Raw genomic sequence first — 22848 nt, 5'->3', positions numbered from 1 at the left:
TCTTAAAAAACTGACCGCGCCCAAAAGAACGCGGTTCAGGTTTACAGTGCCAGTACCGTTACCCACATCGGGCCTTTACCGACTGGATAACGTGCCAGTCGGGTTAATCTACCGGAATATTTATCAATACGCGAGACTGAAATATGCCCCGACTTCTGCCCCGACGCGATCAGGAAGCAACCACTGTGATCTATGGTAAAACCACGGGGTTGGGTTTCTGTCGGGTAATGACCCACTAATGTTAAATGATAGCCATCTTCCGACACACGGAAGTGGCTGATCAAACTCTCAGTACGCTCACTGGTATAGAGATGGCGACCATCCGATGTAATATGAATATCCGCCGACCAGCGGACGCTGGAAAAATCCGCAGGTAACGAATCAACCGATTGCACAATACGATATTTTTCCCATTTGCGCAGAACATCAACTGTTGAGTCCAATTCATTGATGCAATAAATCGCCTGTTTTCCCGGATGAAATGCCATATGACGCGGGCCTGCTCCCGCAACCGTGGTGATTTCATCAGTGCGGTTTTCTGTCAGGTAACCCTGCACATCTAAATTGAAAATACGAATGCGATCTTCTTTCAAACATGGAACCAGTAACTGACAATTATCTCGATCAATATTAGCAGAATGAGGAGCTTGCAAACCTTCTACTATTTGAATCGGGGCTTTAACGATGCCATCTTCATCAATAGGATGAACGCTTAATTTATTGAAACTATAGGAAGCAGAAAATAAAAAGCGCCCTGTTTTGTCTGTTGATATATGGGTAGGGCTTCCCGGCAATAGTGCGATGGACTGCTGTTCAAGATACCCGTTTTCCCCGATAGAATAAGTTACTATGCTGAATTGAGGGCGAACTCCCACATAAAGGTGCTTACCATTAGGGTTAATTACCATAGGCTGCACTTCCCCCGGCACATTCACTGTCTGGATAAGAGAAAGTTCCCCTGCTACATTGAGCGACCATACGTGAATCTGACGGCTATTCGGGCTGGCTGTATAAACCACCTGTCTCATTCTCTCTCCTTAATACTTCATCACCATTTCGTTAATCTGTAATGATTCTTGAAAAATTTCGTCTGCTAAACTCCTCAAAAGAAAGTTTAACTATTTTTAACTACTGTATAATGTTTGTTTGCATCATAAACAATGACATCATAGATAATATAGAGGCCGATACATGTCATACCGCGTTATCGCATTGGATCTAGATGGAACTCTTCTTGATCCACAAAAAAATATTTTGTCGGAATCCCTGTCCGTCCTGAATGAAGCCCGCCAGGCTGGTATTAAGATATTGATTGTCACTGGTCGCCATCATGTCGCTATCCGTCCTTTCTATCAAGCTCTGCAACTCGACACTCCTGCAATTTGCTGTAATGGGGCTTATTCATATGACTTTAATGCAAAGAAAGTATTAGCTTCTAATCCACTTTCCATTCAAGAAGCTTCTCTGGCGCTTTCTTATCTGCAAGACACCGAAATTCAGCATCTAATGTATGTTGATGAGTCTATTTTATATGAATTTCCACATACTGTAGCCCGAACTCTCGCATGGTCAGATTCTTTGCCTGAACATCAGCGCCCCACTCTTCAGAAAATCAGTAACTTTCAAGATGCAATTCACGATTTCAATTTTATTTGGAAGTTTGCCACCAGCTCATCAAATTTAGTGAAACTGCGTGAGATTAGCGAACAAATTGAGGAAAACGTTGGTCTCGAGTGTGAATGGTCATGGTTTGATCAGGTAGATATCGCCAAGAAAGGTAATAGTAAAGGGATGCGTTTACAGCAGTGGGTAGAATCTCAAAATCTGAGTATGAAAAATGTCATTGCTTTTGGTGATAATTATAACGATCTCAGTATGCTGGAAACGGCGGGTCTGGGTGTCGCCATGGGAAATGCAGTTGATACCGTTAAAGAGCGGGCAGATATTATCACGCGGGATAATACCCAACCCGGTATTGCTGAGGTGATTCGAAAATACGTGCTTTAATTTGTATTAATCGCATAAGGGGAGTTAAATCAGTGTCACTCGTCATCACTGTATAACGAGCTGTATAGCTGTACTCCCTGCTTATGTTTCCATGCGTTATAAATGACGGTTCAGAGAAATACTCTTTATCTGCGCATATAGCCATTGCCCAGCACGTAAATTTAACTCTTCACGCGCCCAAGATGTAATCCTCGCCCACAAACAATGTTCACCTAACGCTAATTTGACATCAATTTGACCGTTATTCTCGAAAAACTCAATGACTTTAACTTGCAGGGTATTACGGATGCTGCTGACTCTTGGGGGTTCCAAAAATAAAGAAACGTCTGAGGCATCAATACGGATACGCAGATCAGTACCCGGAGCTGCATCAATTTGCGGCAACCAAAGAGCTTTATCAGCCACCGCCACTGCGGTCATTTGATAACGCTGATGGTGCTCCATGACAGAAACTTTTACTATGCTGCTAAGACTCTCTTTTTGCAGCCACGGGAGTAATGCACTGCTTGCCCAAACATCTTCTAATGCCCCTTTAGCACGGATTTTTCCCTTATCCATAACAATCACATTATCCGCCAATCGCAAGATTTCATCCAAACTGTGGCTAACGTATAAAATCGGGATTTTGACATCTTCAGACAATTTTTCGAGATAAGGCAACAATTCTCGCTTACGTGGCAAATCCAGTGATGCCAATGGTTCATCCATAAGCAGAATTTCAGGCCCTGTCAGTAATGCACGACCAATCGCCACCCGCTGTTTTTCTCCGCCAGATAATGTGACAGGAAAACGTGACAGCAAGTGCTCAATACCTAATAGCCCTACGATGTTATCAAACTGAGATTTCATCTCCGGTGCCATACCATATTGCAAGTTTCCTTTCACGCGATAATGCGGAAAAAGACGTGCATCCTGAAAAATATAGCCAACTCGACGTTTTTCTGGTGGGAGAAAAATTTTCTGTTCTACATCCACTAAAGTACGGTCATTTAAGACAATCCGGCCTTTTTGTGGACGAGTCAATCCGACAATTACGTTGATTAATGAGGTTTTTCCTGCTCCTGAAAGCCCAAATATGGCAGTGATACTTTCTGTGGGTAATGTGGTAGCAACCTGCATGTGCAACTCACCCAAGCGCTGCTCAAAATCCAGTTCTAACATGCCACCCCCAAACGCTTTCTTCCCCAACGAGTCAGCCATTCAGAAAGCATTAATGAGACCAACGCCAGTGCAATTGCAATAATGCATAAACGTGCGGCGGCTGTTTCCGCGCCGGGCATTTCTATCAATGTGTACATGGCAAGGGGAATGGTTCGCGTCTCACCCGGAATATTTGAAACAAAAGTAATGGTGGCACCAAATTCCCCTAAAGATCGGGCGAATGCGAGTACTGCACCAACAATGATACCCGGTAATGACAACGGCAAGGTTATCGTGAAAAAGACCTTAAGAGAGCCTGCTCCCAACGTATGTGCAGCCTGTTCTAAACGCTGATCTATACTTTCCAGTGATAACCGGATGGCTCTCACCATCAGTGGAAACGCTACTACGGCCGAAGCTAATGCCGCTCCTGTCCAATTAAATGCGAAACTAACACCAAACCAGTCGTAAAGAAATTCACCAATCACACCACGACGCCCCATGCTGATAAGCAACAAATACCCTACCACCACTGGCGGTAATACCAGTGGCAGATGGATGATGCTGTCTAGCAGGGTTTTTCCAAAGAACTGACAACGTGCCAGCATCCATGCCATTAAGATCCCGAATGGCAAACTGAACAGCACAGCAATAACTGAGATTTTTAAGCTCAGCAAAATAGCCTGCCATTCGTATTCACTTAACATCTCCAAAAGATCAGTTCCTACAGTGGATTAAAACCGTAACGTTTAAAAATTGCAGCGGCTTCAGGTGTTTTAAGATAATCATAAAAATCACGGACAGCCTGTGTTTCATGACCTTTGATTATTGCGACCGGATATTCCACCGGTTTATGGCTTTCTGATGGGAAGACACCCACTACTTTCACTTTATTGCTGGCAACAGCATCAGAACCATAAACAATGCCCAACGGTGCTTCTGCCCGTTCTACTAGCGCCATACCACTACGCACGTTATTAGTACGTGCCATCAATGGGTTAACCGTATCCCATGCATTCAGATATTGCAGTGATTCTTTGGCATAAATACCAACTGGGACATGATCCGGATCGCCAACCGCTAATCGTCCTTCCGCTAGTAAAGATTTCCATTTTGTATCTGAGTTGAGTTCAACTATATCTAAGTGACTTTCTTTGGGAGCAATCAGGACAAGTTGATTGCCCAATAAGGTATGACGGGTATTTTCAACAATTAATTGCTTATCAGTAGCATAATTCATCCACTGCTGATCAGCAGAAATAAAGATATCCGCAGGTGCCCCTTGCTCTATCTGGCGTGCCAGTGTCGATGATGAAGCGTATGAGGTGACAATATTACCCTGCTTATCTTTCTTGTATTGTGCAGAAATACCATCAAGTGCATTAGTTAATGACGCCGCAGCGAAAACCGTCACTTTATCAGTAGCCCAAACGTTCCCGATAAGCGCAGCAGAAACCACAGCACCAGTCAGCAACTGATGCATCGTCTTTTTCATTTTATAGTTCACCTAAAATAATCAATGTGGTGCGTCGTATATAACAAGATACAACGTTAAATGAAATGCTATTCTGAGATTAATCGGCAAGTTGTGAGCCAGTTTTAGCTTTTGAATTAATTCAATGTAAATATTACAAAACATAAAAAAATTCAACAGCAACAATCAATCGTTAAGTAGATAAAGGTTATCAAAGAAAAGACAAACCCTGTTGATTAAATAGGGTTTGTCTTCGTTCTGAAGTCAGGATAGCCAGACCTGTGAAAGAAAGATCAAATTAGTAGAAACGCTGGAAATCAAGTTAGGTCAAAACTACTGCTCAATACTGCCTTTCGTTTCATTTCTGGAAATGATATTAAACAATCCGCCAAGTCCGTAAATAAGAGCCAAAATAGCAGCCATCACCACGGGAACCATGATCAGCGCAAATCCCATACTTTTAAGTAATTCAAACATGCCAACCTCATATCCTGAGCGACTAATAAATTTACTGTGCCACACTAAGTATAACACAGAGGGTAATCCCGTTATTCTAGACAATAAAAAAGTAACAGTAACCGACGAAACGTGCGATTCTTATTGTTATCTTGTAAAAACTTTCAAATAATTGTCTGAAACTGGTCACTATGCAAGCCGAAATATTGTTAACACTTAAATTGCAGCAACGTCTGTTCGCTGATCCTCGGCGAATCGAGTTACTTAAGCAAATTAAAATCACGGGTTCTATCAGTCAGGGTGCAAAACAGGCAGGTATCAGCTATAAAAGCGCGTGGGATGCCATCAATGAAATGAACCAACTCGCAGATGAAACGTTAGTAGAACGTGCTACTGGAGGAAAAGGTGGTGGCGGTGCTTTACTTACACATCATGGAGAACGTCTGCTACAACTTTATGATTTTATCGAAAAAGTTCAACAAAAAGCATTTGATGCGTTAAAAGAAGACTCACTGTCTTTAGATAGCCTGATTGCCGCTTTTTCTCGATTTTCATTGCAAACCAGCGCACGAAATCAATTTTTTGGCACAATCGTTGAACGTAACCATAAAAATATCCAGCAACATGTACGGGTCTTATTGAGCAATGGCAAAACGTCGATCTGCGCTGCGCTGACAGAACAAAGCGCAAATAGGCTGAATTTGGTTCATGGGAAAGAAGTTCTCGTGTTAATTAAAGCACCGTGGATAACTTTGGCTAAAGAATATATTCCCCCAACCTCATTTGATAATGTTTTGCCCAGCCAAATTAGCCATATTGAAACTGGTACAGAATACAGTGAAATTATTTTGGCACTTAATGGAGGGGAATCGCTTTGTGTTACATTATCCAATCAGGAAGCCGTGCGCTTGAAACTCCAGCTCAATGATTGTGTTACCGCGCTTTTCAACGCCGATAAAGTCATTATTGCTACCCTGTGTTAAAACATTATATTAAAGATCAATGTTAAAAATGAAATGTTGAGTGAGGATATACAATGAATTTCAAAAATTATTCCCCCTCAATGAATAATAGACAACCATGCATTGACATTACGCATTATTCCGCTTATTTCTGGTGATTATTTAGTTCATGTTGCTTAAATAAGGAAGAGAAATGTCTGAGTTGCAAATAACACAAGGTAGTTTCCGTTTAAGTGACACCCGTACCCTGCGGCTACCGTCACTAACAATTATTTCCGGGGAAAGTTGGGCTTTTATTGGTGCAAATGGCAGTGGAAAATCTTCGTTGGCCCGTGCTCTGTCGAATGAATTAATCCAGCTGGCAGGCGAACATCATTGTTCATTTCATACACCAGTGCGTCTCTCTTTTGAACAATTACAAAAACTGATCGATGAAGAGTGGCAACGCAATAATACAGATTTACTCAGTGAAGATGAGGAAGATACCGGGCGTACTGCCGCAGACATCATTCAGCTCCATCATAAAGATAATGAACTATGCCTTGAATTATCAGAGTATTTTGGCATCAAGGATTTACTCTCACGACGGTTTAAATATCTCTCCACTGGAGAAAATCGTAAGGTTTTGCTTTGTCAGGCATTAATGGTAAATCCCGATTTTCTTATCCTTGATGAGCCTTTTGATGGGCTGGATGCTTATGCACAAAATCAACTTGCTCAGTTATTGGGAACACTGGCAGTAAAAGGCATTACTTTAGCTTTGCTTTTAAACCGATTTCATGAAATCCCTGATTTTGTCAAGAAAATCGGTGTACTGGCCGATTGTCACCTGACGATGGCCGGAGAAAAAGCAAATATTCTGGCAGAATCTCTCGTGGCGCAATTAGCACATAGTGAAAAATTGCAGAACATTCATCTTCCCGAAAAAGATGAGTATTGTGCTGATGAGCAACTACTTGCTGATCAGCCATTGGTATCAATGCATGATATCGTCGTTCAGTATAATGAAAAACCAATTCTGCATGGTCTGAACTGGCAAGTGAATCCTCATGAGCACTGGCAAATCACGGGCGAGAATGGTGCCGGTAAATCAACGCTTCTCAGCCTTATTACAGGCGATCATCCCCAAGGTTACAGCAATAATTTAATACTTTTCGGCAAGCAACGGGGGAGTGGTGAAACTATTTGGGACATTAAACGCCATATTGGTTATGTCAGTAACAATATTCACCTAGAATATCGTGTCAATACCAGCGTCCGAAATGTCATTCTTTCAGGTTTCTTTGATTCAATAGGGCTTTATCAGGCCGTTTCGGATCGACAAAATCAATTGGCTGATGAATGGCTAAAGTTATTAGGGTTATCTGAAGAAACTGCCACCAGCCCACTCCATAGCTTATCATGGGGGCAACAGAGACTTGTTTTAATTACCCGTGCTTTAGTGAAACATCCCACCTTACTGATTCTGGATGAACCATTGCAGGGACTCGATTCTCTCAACCGTCAGCTAGTCCTGCGTTTTATTGATATCATGATTTCCAATGGCGAAACGCAACTTTTGTTTGTTTCCCATCATGAGGAAGATTCCCCAGAGTGCATTACTCATCGCCTGAGATTTATTCCTGACAATAATATTTATAGCTATGAAACTGGTACAGTTTCTTCAAAAACATTGTAATTATTTTCCTATTTAATTTTCTGCTGTGATTCCTCTCTTTGATAGAGGGGAGTCCAGTGTGATTTCTCTTTTTTCATAACTACTTATTTTCATGGCCATCTATAAATATAAAGCGCTACTTTCTTGATATTTTTTACGTTTTTTTTGAATATTTTACCTATTATTATACAATACCACCCTGTTTTTAGGTTATTTAATTGTTTTTTTTAAAGATAACAGGGAATTATATGGCTTGGGCACTACTTGCCGTTTCATTGGTATTTTTGGATAGTCGCAAGAAAATTGCTTTTCTCATTGCACTCTTTTCTATCATTGCCGGAATCAGCACTAACATACTTACCTACCCCGCAATAATCACGTTAAGCGTGATTACCGCTTTGGGGGCTACACATGTTTACTACAAAAATCACTTTGGCCTTAGAACTATTACAGAGTTATTATTGCTCATCTCTGGTATTTTACTGTTTCTACATTACCTTCCGGGTTTCCATAATCTGAAATATCTGGATAAGATACAGGCAGGCTCACTCAGCGCGCCTTTTACAATGTATCTCAACTTTGACAAGGCGTTGTTGCCATTGATCTTATTATGCTGCATACCTACTTTGTTTACCCGGAAGCCTGTAGTTAATGCACCTCCCCACGGCTGGGCGCTATTAATCGCAGCCATTCCCGCATTACTGTGGCTTGCAACGAAATTAGGCGGATTAGCTGTTGAGCTTCACTTCCCCAATTGGCTTCCTGCTTTCATCTTCGCTAATATTTTCTTTGTCTCTTTGGCAGAAGAAGCGCTGTTCCGCGGTTACATTCAGCAAAAGCTGAGCCAGTGGATGAACCCTTACTTCGCCCTTATCATGACTTCTTTGCTTTTCGGGATTGCTCATTTTGCAGGTGGCAGCCTGATGGTAATTTTCGCTACATTAGCAGGGCTAATTTATGGTATAGCATGGATGTGGAGTGGTCGTTTATGGGTGGCGGTTGCTTTCCATTTTTCACTCAATCTGATGCATCTACTGTTTTTCACCTATCCAATAAAATCAGTAATTATGAACTAAATTGAGTTCAGCTGATCTGTTGTCCATCCTCTGAGGTACAGTTCAGATCAGAAACTGTTGAATGCTTCCTCCCATTTTCCCCCAGCCACAAAGTATGTACTTGATGCAACTGTCACCAAACATGATTTAAAACAGAAGTTACGAGACTATTGTTTGCCGTTTCGGTCTATCGCGCCATATAATGCCCGCAGCGACCATTTCATTTCGTATTAAAAAGTACTGATAGGAGTTTAAGCTATGGCTGTAACTAAACTGGTTCTTGTAAGACACGGAGAGAGCGAGTGGAACAAAGAGAACCGTTTTACTGGCTGGACTGATGTTGAACTGTCTGACAAAGGCCGCTCTGAAGCACAACAAGCGGGTCAATTGCTGAAACAGGAAGGCTTCTCTTTTGATTTCGCCTATACTTCCGTTTTAAAACGTGCTATTCACACTCTGTGGAACATTCTGGATCAAGTCGATCAGCAATGGCTGCCTGTCGAAAAAAGCTGGAAACTGAATGAACGTCACTACGGCGCGTTGCAAGGTCTGGATAAAGCAGAAACTGCCGCTAAATACGGTGATGATCAAGTTAAATTGTGGCGCCGTGGCTTTGCCATCACTCCCCCTGATTTGGCCAAAGATGATGAACGTTACCCGGGGCATGATCCTCGCTATGCAAATCTGAAACAAGAAGAACTCCCTGCAACAGAAAGTCTTGCAACCACAATTGAGCGCGTCGTTCCTTATTGGGAAGAAATTATCAAACCCCGTGTAGAAAAAGGTGAAAAAGTTATCATCGCCGCTCACGGTAACTCTCTGCGCGCACTGGTGAAATACCTGGATAACATGGGCGAAGATGAAATTCTGGAGCTGAATATCCCAACTGCTGTGCCACTGGTTTATGAGTTTGATGAAAATATGAAACCTATCAAACACTATTATCTGGGCAATGCCGATGAGATTGCTGCAAAAGCAGCGGCGGTAGCAAACCAAGGTAAGGCCAAGTAATCCTTAAGGATCACAGCAAAGTGATACTACAAAGCCGGAAATACTAACCCCGGCTTTTTTATTTTTATTCATTTATTGCAAAAGGTTAGCTTCTACGATTCTTGATAGCCTGAGACAATTGACGAAGTAACGTTTCCGTATCTTCCCAACCAATACAAGCATCTGTCACACTTTGGCCGTATACCAAAGGTTCCCCACTCTCCAGACTCTGGTTTCCTTCAACCAGATGGCTTTCAACCATAACCCCAATAATCGCATCTTCACCGCCAGAAATCTGAGCACAAACATCTGCTCCAACATCCATTTGTCTTTTGAACTGCTTCGAGCTGTTTGCATGACTGAAATCAATCATCACGCTAGGTGCCAGTCCTGTTTTCTCCAGCCCTTCTTTAACAGCACTGACATGTTCAGCACTGTAGTTCGGCTCTTTACCACCACGCAGAATAATATGGCAGTCTCGGTTGCCTGTTGTATTAACAATGGCAGAATGACCCCATTTTGTGACAGACAGGAAACAGTGTGGTGAGCTGGCTGAGTTAATGGCATCAATAGCGACTTTAATCGTACCATCTGTGCCATTTTTGAAACCAACCGGACAAGAAAGCCCGGAGGCTAATTCACGATGAACCTGAGATTCCGTTGTACGTGCACCTATCGCTCCCCAGCTCATGAGATCAGCCAAATACTGGGGAGTAATCATATCTAAGAATTCGCCCGCCGTTGGCAGCCCCATATTATTAATTTCGAGCAATAACTTACGGGCGGTACGTAACCCATCATTGATGTTAAAACTACAATCCATATTTGGATCATTAATCAATCCTTTCCAACCTATGGTTGTACGGGGTTTTTCAAAATAAACCCGCATAACAATTTCCAAATCGGTTTTCAATTCTTCACGTAATTTATTCAAGCGTCCCGCATATTCCAATGCTGCTTGAGGATCATGAATTGAACATGGACCAATTACTACCAATAGACGATCATCTTCACCAATTAAAATATTATGAATAGATTCACGTGCCTTGTGAACCGTAACAGCACTATTTTCTGTCGCAGGAAATTTTTCGAGTAATGCAACTGGTGGTAGTAATTCTGTTATTTTTCTTATCCTTATATCGTCATTCTGGTAGTTCATTGCCCTTCACCTAATGTGTTTACAGTTATTTGAAATAATTTTGTGATCTCAATCTAACTGTTAGGCGTAGTGCTGTAAATAATCTTTGTGAGTAAAAAGAAGGGTTATTTTTATAAAAAATACTGTTCAACGTAAAAGTTATGTTAATTCAGATATATAAATTATGACAGGCCACCAGCATATTGATTGATTATCTCTGGCCTGTCATCAGTTTTAATTTACCCTTTCTTCCGGTGGTTGTTCGTCATGTTGAGCTGCCTTGATCCATAAACGTGCACCATTTAATGCAATACCCATCAGAATAATATATTGCAATGACATCGCCAGAACACCTTGGTGATAATAGATAGCTACGCTGATAACATTAATAATGACCCATATCAGCCAGTTTTCTACATGCTTACGGGTCATCAATATCATTGCCACTACCGATAATACTGTTATCACCGAATCCCAGAATGGAAAAGCATCAGGCTCCAATTTAGGCATGACAATATTAAAGCCCATGGCCTGTAAAGCGAGTACCACAACTTTTGCCATATAACCAAAAATTTGATCAATATTGAAAGTTATTACCAATATGGCAAGTATGGATACTATTGCAACAATGATCATCTGTTTGGGACTAAGCCACCGAATTTTAAGTTCTACTTGTTTTTGGTCATCCATTCGGCTCCAAGCATACCAACCATAAATGTTAGCAGCGAAGAAAAAAATTTGTAGGATGAGGCTTGCGTAGAGTTGAATTTGGAAGAAGATTATGGCAAATAATGAGACATTAATTAATCCAAATAGATAATTGATGGTTTTTTCCTGACTAGCGAGCCAAATACATAATAAACCTGCTATCGTACCTGTCGCTTCAATATATGAAAGGTCATAACCACCCGTTCCTAATGAAATATGTACTAATCTGTTAGTGATATCGAAAAAATCCATGCTTTCTTATCCTTACCATAAATTAATGTTTAGTGTATTTACACCATAAAGGTAGAATTGCGAGACAAATTGGCTATTCAATCTTTTTATGTTTCATATACTAAACAAGATAACGGATCTATTAGTAAAGTTCAATGACTCCCAATCCTTGAAATAGACTATACTTTTTACGTATTCACATCAAACTGTTAATAATATCGACACATAATGTATGTAATATAATTTATTGCCATACCCTATCTAAAATTTTTACCCAAAAAAGTTAATTAAATGATGATGCAGAATAAGATAAACCATTTTCTTGCATTTGTTAGCTCTTGAATTCACGAAACGAAAAAGAAATATTTACTAATGCATTTACTAGTGGAAACTGAGTTTTATGAACGGACAGAAGATTCTCGCTCGGCTCGAACCTGCGACTAATTGATTAATTGTCAACTGTTCTATCGATTGAGCTAACGATTCATCTGAGGATAAGCTTGGTTTGGAAATTTAGATGGTGGGTCGTGCAGGATTCGAACCTGCGACCAATTGATTAAAAGTCAACTGCTCTACCGACTGAGCTAACGACCCATCTGAGGATAAGCTTGGTTTGGAAATTTAGATGGTGGGTCGTGCAGGATTCGAACCTGCGACCAATTGATTAAAAGTCAACTGCTCTACCGACTGAGCTAACGACCCATCTAAATCTGTTTGGCAGTTATCCCTGCCAACGGCGGCTCATATTACTGATTTTTCAGAACAGCGCAATATTTATTTTAGAAAATTAATTCACATGACTACTAATCACCCAATTATCCCCAAAGAGACCGATATATGACCTTTTGGGGATAATTATTACATCCCAGAAATCTTTTTCTCGGCCATTTTTGCCGCATTAGTACCAGGGTATTGCTTAACTACTTGTTGATAAACCGCTTTCGCTTTACCCTTTTGTCCCTTTTCCTGCATAATCAAACCAACTTTATACAGGGAATCACTGCTTTTTTGTGACTTAGGATAGTCTTTCACAACAGTCGCAAAGTAATAAGCTGCATCGTCTTTTTTACCTTTGTTGTAATTCAACTGCCCTAACCAATAATTAGCATTCGATAAATATTTGGACTTAGGATAGGCTTTGACAAAATTTTGAAATGCTGCAATCGCCTTATCATATTCTTTGGTATTAATAGCCAAAGAAACGGCTGCATCATAATCACCCTTTTCACTTCCCGTACTTGACGACGCAGCAGATTGTTTATTTCCGGTCGGTGTCGAAGGGGTAGCATCTTTATTTTCTGAACTTTCCGCAGCTGATGGATTAATAATTTTATCCAATTGCAGATAAATATCCTTCTGACGTTCAATGATCTGATTTAACTGATATTGATTCTCCTGAATTTGACCACGTAGCGTATCGATATCACGTTGAGAGTCAGAAAGTTGTTGCTGGAGTTGGGTTAATAACTGGCTGTGAGCGTCAGAAATACGCTCTAATTGGGAAAGGCGCTCATCGGTGGAGCCTGAGCCGACATTACTGATTGGCGCTCGGGCGGTAGCGGCCCAAGGAGCCGCTACGCCAACCAATAACGACAGACCCAATACATAACGTCTGAAGTTACTGTTCATGCATTACTCTTAGTATGCGATTACAGCGCGACGGTTTTTCGCGTATGCTGCTTCGTCATGGCCAAGTACAGCTGGTTTTTCTTTACCGTAAGAAACGATAGCGAGCTGGTCAGCAGAAACACCTTTGCCTTGCAGATACATTTTCACTGCATTTGCACGACGTTCACCCAGCGCGATATTGTACTCTGGGGTACCGCGTTCGTCAGCATGACCTTCAATAGTCACTTTGACAGATGGATTAGTGCGCAGGAATGCAGCGTGTGCATCCAGAATCTGAGCGAACTCGCTGTTGATATCATACTTGTCGAAACCGAAGTATACGATATTGTTGTTTTGCAGCTCTTGCATTTGCTGACGTGCTAATTCTTCAGCAGACAAACCTGCTTTAGATGAATTATCAACAGTGCCTACATTAGACTGATCATTGTTACCAGTTTTATTAGCACTACACGCAGCTAAGGCCATGATTGGTAAAGCTAACATCAGCCCTTTTAGCACTTTATTCAGTTGCATCTCTTTGATCCTTTTATAGTTTGCCATACATATTATTATGCATCACAGATACGGTGACCAGGCAGGGAATTTTACCTGTCCATCAGTAGCCGGAAGACGCGCTTTGAAACGCCCATCAGTCGAAACTAGCTGCAATACAGTTCCCCACCCTTGAGTGGAGCTATAAATCACCATAGTGCCATTAGGTGCGATACTCGGCGTTTCATCTAGAAACGTATCTGTCAAAATTTGGACAGATCCCGTTGCCAGATCCTGTTTGGCGATGTGCTGACTGCCGCTTGCCGAGCTAACCATCACGATAAAACTGCCGTCAGGGCTAACATCTGCATCTTGGTTCTGTGGTCCTTCCCAAGTTAGGCGTTGTGGAACACCGCCATTAATATCGATCTTATACAGCTGGGGGCGACCACCCTGATCTGAGGTGTAGACCAGTGTTTGGCTATCCGGCATCCAGCTTGGTTCAGTATTGTTACTGCGACCATCAGTTAATTGACGGATTTGGCCAGAAGCTAAATCCATCAGATAAAGGTTCAAACTGCCTGTTTTAGATAGAGCAAAGGCCAATTTAGTCCCATCCGGGGAAAATGCAGGTGCACCATTATGACGAGGGAACGATGCCACTTCACGTTTTGCCCCCGTAGCCAGTGTCTGAATAACCAAAGCGGAACGACCACCTTCAAATGTCACGTAGGCCAGTTTGGAAGCATCTGGTGACCATGCTGGTGACATCAATGGTTCAGGTGAACGATGCACAGTAAACTGGTTATAACCGTCATAGTCAGAAACACGCAACTCATATGGGAATTTCGCGCCACTGGTATTTTTAACTATGTAAGCTATACGGGTACGAAACGCCCCTTTAATTCCTGTCTGTTTCTCAAAAATCTGATCACTCGCTGTGTGCGCTGCAAAACGCAGCCATTTTTTCTCTATTGAGAATTGATCCTGTGCCAACACCGTTCCTGGTGCACCAGCAGTATCAACCAGCTGGTAAGAAACAAGAAATTTCCCATCCGCACTCGGTTGAATGTGCCCAACAACCACTGAATCGATTCCAAGCGCAGACCACGCCGCAGGCGTTACTTCTGACGCGGTAGTTGGTTGTTGTGGCATACGGGTTGAGTCAATAGGATTGAATTTTCCACTGTTTCTTAAATCCGCAGCAATAATTGAACCTATATTTTCAGGAGCCTCACCCACTCCAGTCCATTTAAATGGGACAACCCCAATAGGACGAGCAGAATCAACACCTTGTGTAATTTCAATACGAACTTCTGCATGAGCAAGTGCTGCCCACATCATCAAAAAGCTCAGTACGACTTTAAACATCTGATTAAAAGTTTGCTTCATCATCTCTCCCTTATTGCGATCGCTTATATGCCCGCAATAATCCGCGGATTCTAACAAACGCTAACAAACAAAACTAGATACCTAAATAAAATCTAATAATTTTGTTTGTTCATATAAATTATTCTAAGATTTACCTAGAAAATAAAACTTCTGTACCAAACAATTACCTTACTGAGGTTTAAAGTCTAGTGTGAAATCCTTAAAATGCTCATAAATGTCTTTGCTTGGTGGGCGTGGCATTTTCTTGGTTAAATTAGCTGCTGTAAGCGCAGCACGACACAATGCTGGATCACCGACTCCTGTTTTGATATCAATCAGCAATCCATCTGATGCCAGTTTTATCTTTAATTCACAGGTACGGCCAATATACAGGTCTGGGTCGCGAAAATTCTGCTGGATTGCAGACTGAATCTGCCCTTTGTAATTATTGATATCCGAGTCGGAAGGACCGCTTTTCTTACCGCCGCCTTTGCCTGCCGCAGTCGCCCCACTCGGTTTAGGTGCATTGGACGTCAACCCACCTAACAAATCATCAATTGCTTGAGCCTGTTTCGCATCTTCTGCCTTAGCTTTGGCCTTAGCCTTCGTTTCTGCTTCCGCTTTAGCCTTAGCTTCCGCGGCTGACTTGGCCTTAGCTTCAGTTTCTGCTTTAATTTTTGCCTCAGCAGCCGCTTTACGTTTTGCAGCTTCTTCGGCCTCTTTCTTCGCCTGAGCTTCCGCTTTCTGTCGAGCTTCAGCTTGCTCTTTTAAAATTCTTTCTTTTTCTGCCAGCGCTTTTGCAGCCGCTTCTTCCGCCTGTTTTTGCTCTTCACGTGCTTTAGCAGCAGCATTAGCAGCCTGTTCCTGATCTTCGCGCGCTTTAGTGGCGGCAGCATCAGCCTGTTTTTTCTGGGTTTCAGCCACTTGTTGAGCTTTAATTCGCTCTTCTTCAGCCACTTTCAGACGTTCTTGTTCTTCAGCCTGCTTTGCCCTCAATTCAGCAGCCTGTTGTTCAGCTTTCTTCTTTCGCTGTTGTTCGGCTAATTTTGCATTGGCCTGCTGCTGTTGCTGCTGATTATATTGCTGAACAACCGCATTCGGATCGACCATAACAGCATCAATGACTGTACCATCTTGTCCACCGCCTCCCATTTCCGTTTTTTGCACCAACGAACCCCAAATCAGAAACCCGATCAGGACAATGTGCAATATTACCGAAATGATAATGGCGCGATTCAACTTATTGTTTTGCTCGCTTGTCTTTTCCACACTCGACATCCAGAAACTTTAAGTGACAGCCGCTGTCAGGCTCCGATAGGCTGGGTCATTAAACCCACCGATTTTACACCCGCCTGACGAAGCATATTCAGCGCCTTGATAATTTCATCATAAGGAACTTCTTTAGAACCACCAATCAAGAAAACCGTTTTCGGATTGGATGCTATTAAAGTTTGAACTTCGGCGACGATTTGTTGTTCAGGTAACAACTCCAAACGTTCCTGATTAACAACCATGCTGTATTTTCCTACTCCAGAAACTTCCACAATAACGGGTGGATTATCAGTGCTGGAAACTGTTTTTGAATCCACCGAATCAGGTAAATCGACTTCTACGCTTTGCGTGATAATCGGTGCGGTTGCCATAAAGATCAGCAACAACACCAGCAACACGTCCAGCAAGGGGACGATATTGATCTCGGATTTTAGCTCACGTCTGCGACTACGAGTGCGCGCCATTCGCTGATTTCCCCTTACGATTTATTACGACTTATTAGTATTGGAAGCAAAAGCCTGACGATGCAGAATGGCTAAGAATTCTTCCATAAAGTTATCGTAAATTTGTTCCAGTTTGTTGACGCGCTGATTCAGACGGTTATAAGCCATCACCGCTGGAATCGCCGCAAATAAACCAATCGCTGTTGCAATTAGGGCTTCTGCAATACCAGGGGCAACCATTTGCAAAGTGGCTTGTTTAACAGCCCCCAGAGCAATAAAAGCATGCATTATCCCCCAAACCGTGCCAAACAGACCAATATAAGGGCTAATGGAACCAACCGTTCCTAAAAACGGAATGTGATTTTCCAATGTTTCCAGCTCACGATTCAGTGAGATGCGCATAGTACGGGAAGTTCCTGTAATAACTGCCTCTGGAGCATGGCTATTTGCTTGATGCAAACGCGAAAATTCTTTAAAACCAGAATGAAAAATCTGTTCAGTGCCACTTAAAGACTCACGACGAGACTGACTTTCTTTATAAAGACGAGATAATTCTATACCCGACCAAAATTTATCTTCAAATGCTTCCGCCTCACGGCTTGCAGCATTAAGGATCTTTGTTCGTTGAATAATGATTGCCCAAGAAACGATAGAAAAACCGATCAAAATCAGCATGATCAGCTGAACTAAGAAACCTGCCTTAAGAAATAAATCAAGGATATTCATGTCAGTCACTACTTAAACTCCGCGACAATAGACTTTGGAAGCGCAATAGGCTTCATTTGAGATGAATTCACACAGACAACCAGACATTCTGCATTACTGATAACTAGACCCTTGCAATCAACAATTCGTTGAATAAATGTCAGAGAAGCGCCACGGATACTCGTAATTTCGCTTTCAACAACCAGCTGATCATCCAATTTCGCTGGTTTCCGGTAGTCAATAGTCATACGGCTGACAACAAAACCAACTTGCTTATCCAGCATGTACTGTTGGTTGTAGCCTTTTTCACGCAGCATCTCTGTACGGGCTCTTTCATAGAAGAACAAATATTGTGCATGATAGACCACACCACTAGCATCTGTGTCTTCGTAGTAAACACGGATAGGCCAACGGAATAACATCTTACTCATATAATCCTAATTCGGCGAATTGACGCTGTCACTATACTCAAGACAATAGCGCTTTGGAATGACTTGTCAGTAAAAGAAGTTAAAAAAATTATAGGCCAATGATCCATAAACTTAGAACCAAAATAGATGACCTTCAAACAATTTGTACAATAATCAACCTGATCATAAAAATTACTAGTCAGCTCAGAAGACGATTCCTTCTAGCCAAAAACAGAATTCCATCATCACTGAGTTCGATTAAAATAATATAATGTCTTTTTATTCAAAATGTTGTAAATGGTAACTATCTATACAAATGCACATTTTACATAAAAAGATAATACACTAAAACTAGTATTAATTTAAATAATTACTATAATATACTAAATTTTAAAGCATAACTCTATTATTTATAGATAAAATTGAAATAATAAATTCCAAACCACTTGGCAAGGAAAATATCCCCAGAAAAATTAACCAAAATGAAAAGTTAACAAATAATCAGTTGAAATACATTATTTATTGCAAATGAAAAAACTAATGAAATTTACTTTTCTGTTATTTATTTTTATTAATCATTCAAATCATAGTTTTTCAAACTACAACTATGTTAGCTACACTCATTTACCTCAGCCACTGTATTTATAAACTATATACGATTAGCTATATTTCTGGGAGCTTTCTCACAAAGCACAAGCACTGCATATGGAAATTCCAGAAGGAATAATCTTCTGCTGGGCCAAGTAGTCTCTAGCGCACATATGAGGCTAACTGTAATTGAGAAAACTAATTTCAATGTATTTCAACCTACAAATATTCCATATTTTATATGATTGAGTATTCTGCTGAAAGTCTGTGAATAAAACTATTGGAGGCACTGTTTTAATAAGTGCCCTTTAAAAGATTAGCATGAGTATCAATTCCACCCTTTTATTGGGAAATCAGGATAAATATTGATATTTCATTATCTATTTAAAAAAATGATATAAACCCAAAAGAAGAATTAAAAATGTGGGTAACGGGTGAAAAAACAGGCGCCATATAATACACTTAGGGTGAAATCCGATACCAAAAGTAACACCAGAACAAACCGCCCAAATTAATAAAATCCCCTGCCATATTTGTAATGAGCTGGTGTTGGCCGCAAAACGTGCCGGAGCCCAAAACACACATGAAGCAAGCACTAAAGCTATAATGAGGATAAAGGCCCTCAATGGGCCCTTATCCATAAGTTGGTGACATTTATCAGCCAACATTATTTTTCGTCACTCTCAGTCGCTTTTTTTGATTCGCTATGCTCAAGTGCCAATGCTGCAATAATCGCAAAACTACAAGCCAAGAGCGTTCCGAGAATCCAAGCAAAATACCACATGCCTATGCTCCTTAATACAGTGAGTGTTTGTTGTTTTCAATGTAACTTTTATCCAAACGCCCAAAGGTTTTGTAATAACACCAGATGGTGTAAGACAGAATAATAGGAATGAAAATAAGAGCAACAACGAACATAATTTGCAACGTCCACTGACTAGAAGTCGCATCCCACATAGTCAGGCTGACATTTGGATCAATGCTTGATGGCATCACAAATGGGAACATAGCAATACCTGAGGTCAGGATAATGCAAGTTACTGTCAATGATGAGAAGAAGAAAGCCCAAGCGCCTTTATCCAAACGAGTTGCCAGCATGGTCAACAGAGGGAGAAGTACACCTAAAGCTGGTATTGTCCACAGGGTCGGATAGTTGTTGAAGTTAGTCAGCCACGCACCCGCCTGCTGAACAACTTCTTTATGTAATGGGTTAGATGCTGCATTCACATCCAGACCACCCGTTACAACATAGCCATCGATACCATAAATCAGCCATACCCCAGCCAACAGGAAAGCAACTGCTGTGATCGCCGCACAAATATACGTTGCAGTACGGGAACGCAGATGCAATTCACCCATTGTACGCATTTGCAGGTAAGTGGCACCTTGTGTCACGATCATCATCAGGCTGATCACGCCAGCCAGCAAACCATAAGGGTTTAACAAACCGAAGAATGAACCTTCATAGGAAACACGCAGGTAGGAATCCACTGCTAGTGGCACACCTTGCAACAAGTTACCAAATGCAACACCAATGACCAACGCAGGTACGAAGCTACCGATAACCAGTCCCCAGTCCCACATATTGCGCCATGTGCTATTTTCCAGTTTTGAGCGGTAATCAAAACCAACCGGACGGAAAAACAGTGCAGCCAATACCAGAATCATCGCCACGTAGAAACCAGAGAAAGCGGCTGCGTATACCATTGGCCATGCTGCAAACAAAGCTCCGCCAGCAGTGATTAACCAAACTTGGTTACCATCCCAGTGTGGGGCAATTGAGTTAATCATGATACGGCGTTCGGTATCATTTTTACCGATGATTCTTAGTAGGATACCCACTCCCATATCGAAACCATCAGTCACTGTGAAACCGATCAGCAACACACCAATCAGCAGCCACCATATAAATCGTAATACATCATAATCAAGCATAAGTGGACTCCTGCTTACTCAATATTGTTCGCTGAAGAAGCTGTTTTCTGTTCAAAGTGGTAACGACCAGTCTTGAGGCTGCTTGGGCCAAGACGAGCAAATTTGAACATCAAGAACATCTCTGCGATCAAGAACAAGGTGTACAGACCACAAATCAGTACCATTGAAAAAATCAGATCCCCGACACTGCGTGTTGAAGCAGCAACTGCGGTTGGCAGAATTTCACCAATTGCCCATGGCTGGCGGCCATATTCTGCAACAAACCATCCGGCTTCAACAGCAATCCACGGTAAAGGAATGCTGAACAGTGCAGCGCGCAGTAACCATTTATGCTGACCGATACGGTTGCGGATAACGCTCAGGAATGACAGACCGATAACCAGCAGCATAATAAAGCCTGCGGCGACCATGATACGGAATGCAAAGTAGAGTGGCGCTACACGTGGAATAGAATCTTTTGCTGCGGCCTGAATTTGTTCTTCTGTCGCATCAATAACGTTTTCAGTGTAACGTTTCACGAGCATACCGTAGCCAAGATCTTTTTTACTTTCGTTGAATGCGTTGCGAACACTTAGCTCAGTATTGCCTGAACGCAACTCTTCCAGCAACTCATATGCCTTGATACCGTTACGAATTCGTTGTTCATGCTGGCTCATCAAATCACGCAAACCAACAACTGGCGTATCTGTGGAGCGAGTAGCAATCAAACCCAAAACATAAGGAATTTGAATGGAATATTTGTTTTCCATTTTATCTTGATCAGGAATACCAATCAGCGTGAATGAGGCCGGAGGCGGCTGAGTTTCCCATTCAGCTTCAATCGCAGCCAGTTTAGTTTTCTGCACATCACCCATTTCGTATCCAGATTCATCACCCAGAACAATCACAGACAATATCGCAGCCATACCAAAACTTGCAGCAATTGCAAAAGATCGTTTGGCAAACGCAAGATCGCGCCCTTTAAGCAAGTAGTAAGAGCTGATGCCCAATACAAAAATGGCACCTGTTACATAGCCCGCAGCAACAGTATGAACAAATTTCACCTGAGCTACCGGATTCAGTACCAATTCACTGAAACTCACCATTTCCATTCGCATTGTTTCGAAATTGAAATCAGATGCAATCGGGTTTTGCATCCAACCATTCGCAATCAAAATCCACAATGCAGAGAAGTTAGAGCCTAATGCAACCAGCCAAGTAACCGCTAGATGTTGTTTCTTGCTCAGGCGATCCCATCCGAAAAAAAACAGGCCAACGAATGTAGATTCGAGGAAGAATGCCATCAGACCTTCAATGGCCAGCGGCGCACCAAAAATATCACCAACGTAGTGTGAGAAATATGACCAGTTAGTCCCGAACTGGAACTCCATGGTCAAACCCGTTGCGACCCCCAGAGCAAAGTTAATGCCAAATAACTTGCCCCAGAATTTTGTCATATCTTTGTAGATCTGTTTGCCAGAAAGGACATATACCGTTTCCATGATCGCAAGCAAAAACGCCATACCGAGCGTTAAAGGCACGAACAGAAAGTGGTACATGGCAGTTAAGGCAAACTGTAATCGTGACAGTTCGACAATATCAAACATCTTGACTCCTAGCTCCTAGCAAGAAGACACCGACTTGCGGCAACCCGACTTTACAAAATGAAAGTCTCGTAACTACCAGCAATAAATGCCTCAAACACAATAATAAATTATTAACTAAATCAAAAAATAAGTAGATACCACAATAATATTACGCTTATATTCACACACAATAAATAGCTTTTGCGTGACCCAGCTTAGAATTCTGAATATAGGTCAACAATGGCGTAGGTTCCCAAGCTAATATCTATATATATTAGATCAATTTAATCAAGTTTAGTGAATATATTTCATAGTAATAAGTTGATTTTAGTCAATTTTTTCCTTGTTTTGTTAAGCATTACATCTATTATTTCATTCTGGTTTGTTTAGTGTTAATAAATTGTTGTTTTCAATGAGATGTAATTTATTTTTTGCTGTAAAAAACATTATAAAATTAACTTTTCATTTTCATTCCTTAAAAGATATATTTTTCAACATTTCCAATTAAATTCATAAAATAAATTCCAGATTTTTAAACATGTTAATGAAAATTCAAAAAACCCAACTCTCTCCAACACCCAACCATACATTACAATTTTACTATAAAATACAAATGATACTCCTCATACACAGCTTCTTCC

General features: G+C 41.4%; 23 protein-coding genes and 2 tRNA genes. 5 read left to right on the top strand and 20 right to left on the bottom strand.

The window, feature by feature from the left end; all coding sequences use genetic code 11:
• Positions 1-41 precede the first annotated feature (41 nt).
• Positions 42-1028, bottom strand: coding sequence for a 6-phosphogluconolactonase (gene pgl, locus AACQ81_RS12695; RefSeq protein WP_237387533.1), 987 nt, complete (start codon positions 1026-1028; stop codon positions 42-44).
• A 163-nt stretch (positions 1029-1191) separates the two neighbouring features.
• Between pgl and AACQ81_RS12690 the strand changes: the two genes are divergently transcribed.
• Entirely contained in the window at positions 1192-2007 is an 816-nt protein-coding gene (locus AACQ81_RS12690; RefSeq protein ID WP_237387532.1) for a pyridoxal phosphatase, read from the top strand.
• A 96-nt stretch (positions 2008-2103) separates the two neighbouring features.
• Here AACQ81_RS12690 and modC read toward each other — a convergent pair whose 3' ends face one another.
• From modC to AACQ81_RS12670, 4 genes are all read right to left on the bottom strand, one after another.
• Positions 2104-3168, bottom strand: a complete 1065-nt coding sequence (gene modC, locus AACQ81_RS12685) for a molybdenum ABC transporter ATP-binding protein ModC (protein ID WP_237387531.1) — start codon at positions 3166-3168, stop codon at positions 2104-2106.
• Positions 3162-3854: a molybdate ABC transporter permease subunit gene (modB, locus tag AACQ81_RS12680; protein ID WP_237387543.1), complete on the bottom strand. Its 693-nt coding sequence runs from the start codon at positions 3852-3854 to the stop codon at positions 3162-3164. The genes modC and modB overlap by 7 nt, the downstream gene beginning before the upstream one ends.
• 17 nt (positions 3855-3871) lie before the next feature.
• On the bottom strand, positions 3872-4642 hold the full coding sequence (gene modA / locus AACQ81_RS12675; RefSeq protein WP_237387530.1) for a molybdate ABC transporter substrate-binding protein: 771 nt from the start codon (positions 4640-4642) through the stop codon (positions 3872-3874).
• A 312-nt stretch (positions 4643-4954) separates the two neighbouring features.
• Positions 4955-5098, bottom strand: coding sequence for an AcrZ family multidrug efflux pump-associated protein (locus tag AACQ81_RS12670; RefSeq protein WP_237387529.1), 144 nt, complete (start codon positions 5096-5098; stop codon positions 4955-4957).
• Between the two features lie 170 nt (positions 5099-5268).
• Between AACQ81_RS12670 and modE the strand changes: the two genes are divergently transcribed.
• The 4 genes from modE to gpmA all read left to right on the top strand — a co-directional run bounded on the left by modE (position 5269) and on the right by gpmA (position 9762).
• Entirely contained in the window at positions 5269-6060 is a 792-nt protein-coding gene (gene modE / locus AACQ81_RS12665; protein ID WP_237387528.1) for a molybdenum-dependent transcriptional regulator, read from the top strand.
• Positions 6061-6232: 172 nt separating this feature from the next.
• Entirely contained in the window at positions 6233-7717 is a 1485-nt protein-coding gene (modF, locus tag AACQ81_RS12660) for a molybdate ABC transporter ATP-binding protein ModF (RefSeq protein ID WP_237387527.1), read from the top strand.
• Positions 7718-7944: 227 nt separating this feature from the next.
• A complete protein-coding gene (locus AACQ81_RS12655; RefSeq protein WP_237387526.1) occupies positions 7945-8772 on the top strand; it encodes a CPBP family intramembrane glutamic endopeptidase in 828 nt (275 codons plus the stop codon).
• A gap of 237 nt (positions 8773-9009) precedes the next feature.
• The gene (gpmA, locus tag AACQ81_RS12650; RefSeq protein ID WP_237387525.1) at positions 9010-9762 is read left to right on the top strand and encodes a 2,3-diphosphoglycerate-dependent phosphoglycerate mutase; all 753 of its coding nucleotides are present in this window, start codon (positions 9010-9012) and stop codon (positions 9760-9762) included.
• Between the two features lie 85 nt (positions 9763-9847).
• Here gpmA and aroG read toward each other — a convergent pair whose 3' ends face one another.
• The 15 genes from aroG to cydA all read right to left on the bottom strand — a co-directional run bounded on the left by aroG (position 9848) and on the right by cydA (position 22228).
• Complete coding sequence (gene aroG, locus AACQ81_RS12645) at positions 9848-10900, bottom strand: 3-deoxy-7-phosphoheptulonate synthase AroG (protein WP_237387524.1); 1053 nt, start codon at positions 10898-10900, stop codon at positions 9848-9850.
• A gap of 213 nt (positions 10901-11113) precedes the next feature.
• Entirely contained in the window at positions 11114-11839 is a 726-nt protein-coding gene (gene pnuC / locus AACQ81_RS12640) for a nicotinamide riboside transporter PnuC (protein ID WP_237387523.1), read from the bottom strand.
• Between the two features lie 497 nt (positions 11840-12336).
• A tRNA-Lys gene (locus AACQ81_RS12635) sits at positions 12337-12412 on the bottom strand.
• A gap of 32 nt (positions 12413-12444) precedes the next feature.
• Positions 12445-12520: transfer RNA gene (locus AACQ81_RS12630), tRNA-Lys, on the bottom strand.
• 156 nt (positions 12521-12676) lie between these two features.
• Entirely contained in the window at positions 12677-13447 is a 771-nt protein-coding gene (gene cpoB / locus AACQ81_RS12625; RefSeq protein WP_237387522.1) for a cell division protein CpoB, read from the bottom strand.
• A gap of 9 nt (positions 13448-13456) precedes the next feature.
• Positions 13457-13960 (bottom strand): peptidoglycan-associated lipoprotein Pal, encoded by a 504-nt coding sequence (gene pal / locus AACQ81_RS12620; protein ID WP_237387521.1) that lies wholly within the window; start codon positions 13958-13960, stop codon positions 13457-13459.
• 42 nt (positions 13961-14002) lie between these two features.
• Positions 14003-15289 (bottom strand): Tol-Pal system beta propeller repeat protein TolB, encoded by a 1287-nt coding sequence (tolB, locus tag AACQ81_RS12615; RefSeq protein WP_237387542.1) that lies wholly within the window; start codon positions 15287-15289, stop codon positions 14003-14005.
• A 189-nt stretch (positions 15290-15478) separates the two neighbouring features.
• Complete coding sequence (gene tolA / locus AACQ81_RS12610) at positions 15479-16558, bottom strand: cell envelope integrity protein TolA (protein ID WP_237387520.1); 1080 nt, start codon at positions 16556-16558, stop codon at positions 15479-15481.
• 35 nt (positions 16559-16593) lie between these two features.
• A complete protein-coding gene (gene tolR, locus AACQ81_RS12605) occupies positions 16594-17025 on the bottom strand; it encodes a colicin uptake protein TolR (RefSeq protein WP_237387519.1) in 432 nt (143 codons plus the stop codon).
• A 24-nt stretch (positions 17026-17049) separates the two neighbouring features.
• Positions 17050-17739, bottom strand: coding sequence for a Tol-Pal system protein TolQ (gene tolQ, locus AACQ81_RS12600; protein ID WP_237387518.1), 690 nt, complete (start codon positions 17737-17739; stop codon positions 17050-17052).
• Positions 17739-18140 carry a tol-pal system-associated acyl-CoA thioesterase gene (ybgC, locus tag AACQ81_RS12595; RefSeq protein WP_237387517.1) on the bottom strand — a complete coding sequence of 134 codons (402 nt, stop codon included), beginning with the start codon at positions 18138-18140 and terminating at the stop codon, positions 17739-17741. The genes tolQ and ybgC overlap by 1 nt, the downstream gene beginning before the upstream one ends.
• Positions 18141-19087: 947 nt before the next feature.
• Positions 19088-19375 (bottom strand): cyd operon protein YbgE, encoded by a 288-nt coding sequence (ybgE, locus tag AACQ81_RS12590; RefSeq protein ID WP_237387516.1) that lies wholly within the window; start codon positions 19373-19375, stop codon positions 19088-19090.
• On the bottom strand, positions 19375-19491 hold the full coding sequence (gene cydX / locus AACQ81_RS12585; RefSeq protein WP_010848294.1) for a cytochrome bd-I oxidase subunit CydX: 117 nt from the start codon (positions 19489-19491) through the stop codon (positions 19375-19377). Before cydX ends, ybgE begins: the two co-directional genes overlap by 1 nt.
• An 11-nt stretch (positions 19492-19502) precedes the next feature.
• Positions 19503-20642, bottom strand: a complete 1140-nt coding sequence (gene cydB / locus AACQ81_RS12580) for a cytochrome d ubiquinol oxidase subunit II (protein ID WP_237387515.1) — start codon at positions 20640-20642, stop codon at positions 19503-19505.
• 14 nt (positions 20643-20656) lie between these two features.
• Positions 20657-22228, bottom strand: coding sequence for a cytochrome ubiquinol oxidase subunit I (cydA, locus tag AACQ81_RS12575; RefSeq protein WP_237387514.1), 1572 nt, complete (start codon positions 22226-22228; stop codon positions 20657-20659).
• Positions 22229-22848: the final 620 nt, after the last annotated feature.

The sequence above is a fragment of the Xenorhabdus sp. Sc-CR9 genome (genome assembly GCF_963897815.1).
In the GTDB taxonomy this organism is placed as follows: domain Bacteria; phylum Pseudomonadota; class Gammaproteobacteria; order Enterobacterales; family Enterobacteriaceae; genus Xenorhabdus.
This window is presented reverse-complemented; position numbering and strand designations above follow the sequence as displayed.

Bases quoted from the DNA above. Each gene is read 5' to 3' on its own strand.
- pgl (WP_237387533.1), bottom strand. From the start codon at position 1,028: ATGAGACAGGTGGTTTATACAGCCAGCCCGAATAGCCGTCAGATTCAC.
- AACQ81_RS12690 (WP_237387532.1), top strand. From the start codon at position 1,192: ATGTCATACCGCGTTATCGCATTGGATCTAGATGGAACTCTTCTTGAT.
- modC (WP_237387531.1), bottom strand. From the start codon at position 3,168: ATGTTAGAACTGGATTTTGAGCAGCGCTTGGGTGAGTTGCACATGCAG.
- modB (WP_237387543.1), bottom strand. From the start codon at position 3,854: ATGTTAAGTGAATACGAATGGCAGGCTATTTTGCTGAGCTTAAAAATC.
- modA (WP_237387530.1), bottom strand. From the start codon at position 4,642: ATGAAAAAGACGATGCATCAGTTGCTGACTGGTGCTGTGGTTTCTGCT.
- AACQ81_RS12670 (WP_237387529.1), bottom strand. From the start codon at position 5,098: ATGTTTGAATTACTTAAAAGTATGGGATTTGCGCTGATCATGGTTCCC.
- modE (WP_237387528.1), top strand. From the start codon at position 5,269: ATGCAAGCCGAAATATTGTTAACACTTAAATTGCAGCAACGTCTGTTC.
- modF (WP_237387527.1), top strand. From the start codon at position 6,233: ATGTCTGAGTTGCAAATAACACAAGGTAGTTTCCGTTTAAGTGACACC.
- AACQ81_RS12655 (WP_237387526.1), top strand. From the start codon at position 7,945: ATGGCTTGGGCACTACTTGCCGTTTCATTGGTATTTTTGGATAGTCGC.
- gpmA (WP_237387525.1), top strand. From the start codon at position 9,010: ATGGCTGTAACTAAACTGGTTCTTGTAAGACACGGAGAGAGCGAGTGG.
- aroG (WP_237387524.1), bottom strand. From the start codon at position 10,900: ATGAACTACCAGAATGACGATATAAGGATAAGAAAAATAACAGAATTA.
- pnuC (WP_237387523.1), bottom strand. From the start codon at position 11,839: ATGGATTTTTTCGATATCACTAACAGATTAGTACATATTTCATTAGGA.
- cpoB (WP_237387522.1), bottom strand. From the start codon at position 13,447: ATGAACAGTAACTTCAGACGTTATGTATTGGGTCTGTCGTTATTGGTT.
- pal (WP_237387521.1), bottom strand. From the start codon at position 13,960: ATGCAACTGAATAAAGTGCTAAAAGGGCTGATGTTAGCTTTACCAATC.
- tolB (WP_237387542.1), bottom strand. From the start codon at position 15,289: ATGTTTAAAGTCGTACTGAGCTTTTTGATGATGTGGGCAGCACTTGCT.
- tolR (WP_237387519.1), bottom strand. From the start codon at position 17,025: ATGGCGCGCACTCGTAGTCGCAGACGTGAGCTAAAATCCGAGATCAAT.
- ybgC (WP_237387517.1), bottom strand. From the start codon at position 18,140: ATGAGTAAGATGTTATTCCGTTGGCCTATCCGTGTTTACTACGAAGAC.
- ybgE (WP_237387516.1), bottom strand. From the start codon at position 19,375: ATGTTGGCTGATAAATGTCACCAACTTATGGATAAGGGCCCATTGAGG.
- cydX (WP_010848294.1), bottom strand. From the start codon at position 19,491: ATGTGGTATTTTGCTTGGATTCTCGGAACGCTCTTGGCTTGTAGTTTT.
- cydB (WP_237387515.1), bottom strand. From the start codon at position 20,642: ATGCTTGATTATGATGTATTACGATTTATATGGTGGCTGCTGATTGGT.
- cydA (WP_237387514.1), bottom strand. From the start codon at position 22,228: ATGTTTGATATTGTCGAACTGTCACGATTACAGTTTGCCTTAACTGCC.